The sequence below is a fragment of the uncultured Mycobacterium sp. genome (genome assembly GCF_964249325.1).
In the GTDB taxonomy this organism is placed as follows: Bacteria; Actinomycetota; Actinomycetes; order Mycobacteriales; family Mycobacteriaceae; genus Mycobacterium.
Genome location: NZ_CAXUCH010000311.1, coordinates 1 through 4,129, shown reverse-complemented (window position 1 = coordinate 4,129; position 4,129 = coordinate 1). Strand labels below are relative to the sequence as shown.

The following is a 4,129-nucleotide window of genomic DNA, read 5'->3' as shown; positions in this document are numbered from 1 at the left end:
GCCCGCACCCAGCGCCGCACCCCCGGCGCCCGCCGAGAAACCGGCCCCTCCGGATCCACGCAAGGACCTCGCCGAGCGCATCGCCGAAGAGAAGAAGTGGCGCCAGAGCACCAGCCAGGGCGTGGAGTTCCTGGCCCTGCAATACCAGGCCACCCGCTGCGGGCAGGACGATATCCTCGCCGGTAACGACGACCCCAAGCTGCCCCTGGTGACGTGTTCGACCGACCACAAGACCGCCTACCTACTGCAGCCGTCGATCATCAGCGGTGACCAGATCCAAAACGCGAGCTATGGTCTGGACCAGCACAGCGGCGGCTACGTCGTCGACCTGCAATTCAAGAGCGGGGCGGCCAGCACCTGGGCGGACTTCACCGCAGCTCACGTCGGCACCCAAACGGCGTTCACCCTCGACTCGCAGGTGGTCAGCGCGCCGCAGATCCGGGAAGCGATCCCGGGCGGCCGAACCCAGATCACCGGGAACTTCACCCAGGGTCAGGCCCGGGAGTTGGCCAACGTGCTCAAATACGGGTCGTTGCCGCTGTCATTCGAATCGTCGGAAGCCGAAACCGTCTCGGCCACACTCGGTTTGACTTCCCTGCGAGCGGGCCTGATCGCGGGCGCGATCGGGCTGGCCTTGGTGCTGGTGTACTCGCTGCTGTACTACCGGGCTTTGGGTGTGCTCACCGCACTATCGCTCGCCGCCTCGGGCGCAATGGTTTTCGCGATCCTGGTGCTGTTGGGCCGCTATATCAACTACACGCTGGACTTGGCCGGCATCGCGGGTCTGATCATCGGTATCGGCACTACCGCCGACTCATTCGTGGTGTTCTTCGAACGCATCAAAGACGAGATCCGCGAGGGTCGTTCGTTCCGCTCGGCAGTGCCTCGCGGTTGGACGCGGGCGCGCAAGACGATCCTGTCGGGTAACGCGGTAACCTTCCTGGCCGCCGCCGTGCTGTACTTCCTGGCCATCGGACAGGTCAAGGGGTTCGCATTCACGTTGGGGCTCACGACCATCCTCGACACCGTCGTGGTGTTCCTGGTGACCTGGCCGCTGGTGTACCTGGCCTCCAAGTCGGCAACGCTGGCCAGGCCGAAGTTCAACGGCCTGGGCGCGGTTCAGCAGGTCGCGCGGGAGCGGCGCGCCGCCGCCCAGATAGGACGGGGATAGCGAGATGGCTTCCAAAGCGAAAACCACAAACGGCGCAACGGAACTCACCGAAACCACGGCGGCCGCCCTCGATGTCGGCGACGAAACCCAGCTGCCGCACCACAACTTCTTCACCCGGCTCTACACCGGCACCGGCGCGTTCGAAGTCGTCGGACGACGCCGGTTTTGGTATGCGGTCAGCGCGGCGATCGTCGCGATCGCCATCGCCAGCATCGTGATTCGCGGGTTCACCTTCGGCATCGACTTCGCCGGCGGCACCAAGGTGTCGTTCCCGCGCGGTGACGCCCGGGTCTCCCAAGTCGAAGACGTCTTCCGGCGCACGCTGGGCAGCGATCCGGAGTCGGTGGTGATCGTGGGCAACGGCGCCTCGGCGACCGTGCAGATCCGCTCGGAAACGCTCACCAATCAGCAGACCGCGAAGCTGAAAGACGCGCTGTTCAACGCGTTTCACCCCAAAGGCGCCGACGGCCGGCCCAGCAAGCAAGCGATCAGCGACTCCGCGGTGTCCGAAACCTGGGGTGGCCAGATCACCAAGAAAGCGGTGATTGCGCTGGTGGTGTTCTTGGTACTGGTCACCCTCTACATCACCGTGCGCTACGAGCGCTACATGGCGGTCTCCGCGCTGGCGGCCTTGTTCTTCGACCTCACGGTCACCGCCGGGGTGTACTCACTGGTCGGCTTCGAAGTCACCCCGGCCACGGTGATCGGCTGGCTGACCATCCTGGGTTTCTCGCTCTACGACACGGTCATCGTGTTCGACAAGGTCGAGGAGAACACCCACGGTTTCCAGCACACCACGCGGCGCACCTTCGCCGAGCAGGCCAATCTGGCGGTCAACCAGACCTTCATGCGCTCGATCAACACCAGCTTGATTTCGGTGCTGCCGGTGATCGCCCTGCTGGTGGTGGCGGTATGGCTGCTGGGGGTTGGCACCCTCAAGGACTTGGCGCTGGTACAGCTGGTCGGCATCCTCGTCGGCACCTATTCGTCGATCTTCTTCGCGACCCCGCTGCTGGTGACCCTTCGCGAACGCACCGAACTGGTGCGCGGCCACACCCGTCGGGTGCTGCGGCGCCGCGATCCCTCGCGGGGCAAGGAGCTGGAAAAAGCCGGGGCAGCAACCGAATCCGCGGCGGAATCACCGGAGTCGCCGCAGGAGGTCACCGCAGCCGCGGCCGCTCACAGCAAGCCGGCGCCAAGCAAACCCGCACCGGGCGCGCGCCCGGTGCGGCCCACCGGTAGCCAGCGGCGGCCCACCGGCAAGCGGAACAAGCGATAGCCCCGATGGCCTTCTGGTGTCGGCGCGCGGCCACGGTCTCGCTGGCGGCGACACTGGTGGCTGCTGGCCCGGCGATGCTGACGGCGTGCGCGGGCAGCGCCGCCGGGCAGATCGACTACGCGGTCGACGGCACGCTGGTCAGCTACAACGCCAACACCGTCAACGGTGCCGCGTCGGCCGCAGCGCAGGCGTTCGCCCGCACCCTCACCGGCTTCGGCTACCACGGACCGGACGGGCAGGTGGTCGCCGACCACGACTTCGGCACCGTCTCGGTGGTCGGCGGTGCGCCGCTAGTCTTGGACTACCAAATCGCCGACAACGCCGTGTACTCCGACGGCAGGCCAGTCACCTGTGACGACCTGGTGCTGGCCTGGGCCGCGCAGTCCGGCCGGTTCCCCGGTTTCGACGCCGCCAACCGCGCCGGGCACATCGACATCGCCAACGTCGACTGCCACCCGGGACAAAAGAAGGCGCGCGTGTCGTTTGCCCCGGACCGCAACGCCGTCGACTACAGCCAGCTGTTCACGGCGACGTCGCTGATGCCGTCGCACGTGATCGCCGACGAGTTGGGCGTCCCAGAAGCTAATGTGACCGCCGCACTCCAGACCAACAACATGCCGGTCGTGGACCGCATCGCCCAGGTATGGAACACGACGTGGGACCTCAAGCCAGGGCTCGACTTGAGGCACTTCCCGTCGTCGGGACCGTACAAGATCGAATCGGTGCTTCAGGGCGGCGCGGTGGTGCTCGTCGCCAATGACCGCTGGTGGGGCACCAAGCCCGTCACCAGGCGGGTCACGGTGTGGCCGCAGGAGGCCGACATTCAAGACCGGATCAACAACAAGTCCGTCGACGTCGTCGACGTCGCGGCCGGATCGTCGGGATCGCTGATCACCCCGGACACCTACCAGCGCACCGACTCAGCGTCGGGCGGCATCCAGCAGTTGATCTTTTCCCCACTTGGTCCGCTGTCGCAGACCCGGGCCCGCCGCGCGCTCGCGATGTGCACGCCGCGCGACGTGATCGCGCGCGACGCCGCCGTGCCGATCGCCAACGCGCGGCTGCACACCGCCACCGACGATGCCCTGGGGGAGGCCGAGAGCGCCGCCCCGGCGGCCGCGCCGTTCACCCGGTCCAGTCCCGACGCCGCCCGAAACGAGCTGGGTGGTTCGCCGCTGCCCGTGCGCATCGGCTACCGGGCGCCCAACGCGCGGCTGGCCGCCATCGTCGGGGCCATCGCCAAAGCCTGCGCACCGGCCGGCATCGCAGTCTCCGACGCCACCGCACCTGCCACCGGCCCGCAGACGCTCAAAGGGGGCCAGATCGACGCGTTGCTGGCCAGCACCGGCGGCGCCACCGGAAGCGGGTCGACCGGATCGTCCGCGATGGACGGCTACGACCTGTTCAGCGGCACCGGCAACAACCTGTCCGGGTACCGCAACAGTCAAGTCGACGGCATCATCAGCGCACAGGCCGTCTCCGCCGACCCTGCAGACCTCGCGCGGCTGCTGGGCGACGGTGCGGCGGTGCTGTGGGCCGACATGCCGACGCTGCCGCTGTACCGCCAACAGCGCACGCTGGTCACGTCGAAGAAGATGTATGCCGTGACCAGCAACCCGACCCGCTGGGGCGCTGGCTGGAACATGGACCGCTGGGTGCTGGTGCGGTGACGGCGAGCG

At 67.5% G+C, this 4,129-nt stretch carries 3 protein-coding genes; all 3 read left to right on the top strand.

Translation table 11 applies throughout. The annotated features are described in order from the left end of the window. A partial coding sequence (gene secD, locus ACFE99_RS23370; protein ID WP_375489010.1) for a protein translocase subunit SecD occupies positions 1-1,171 on the top strand: 1,171 nt, incomplete at its 5' end. A gap of 4 nt (positions 1,172-1,175) precedes the next feature. Further along, positions 1,176-2,450: a protein translocase subunit SecF gene (gene secF, locus ACFE99_RS23365; protein ID WP_375489008.1), complete on the top strand. Its 1,275-nt coding sequence runs from the start codon at positions 1,176-1,178 to the stop codon at positions 2,448-2,450. Positions 2,451-2,455: 5 nt separating this feature from the next. Further along, positions 2,456-4,120 (top strand): ABC transporter substrate-binding protein, encoded by a 1,665-nt coding sequence (locus tag ACFE99_RS23360; RefSeq protein ID WP_375489006.1) that lies wholly within the window; start codon positions 2,456-2,458, stop codon positions 4,118-4,120. Positions 4,121-4,129: the final 9 nt, after the last annotated feature.

Excerpts from the sequence above, each read along its gene's own strand:
- secF (WP_375489008.1), top strand. The coding sequence starts at position 1,176 with ATGGCTTCCAAAGCGAAAACCACAAACGGCGCAACGGAACTCACCGAA.
- ACFE99_RS23360 (WP_375489006.1), top strand. The coding sequence starts at position 2,456 with ATGGCCTTCTGGTGTCGGCGCGCGGCCACGGTCTCGCTGGCGGCGACA.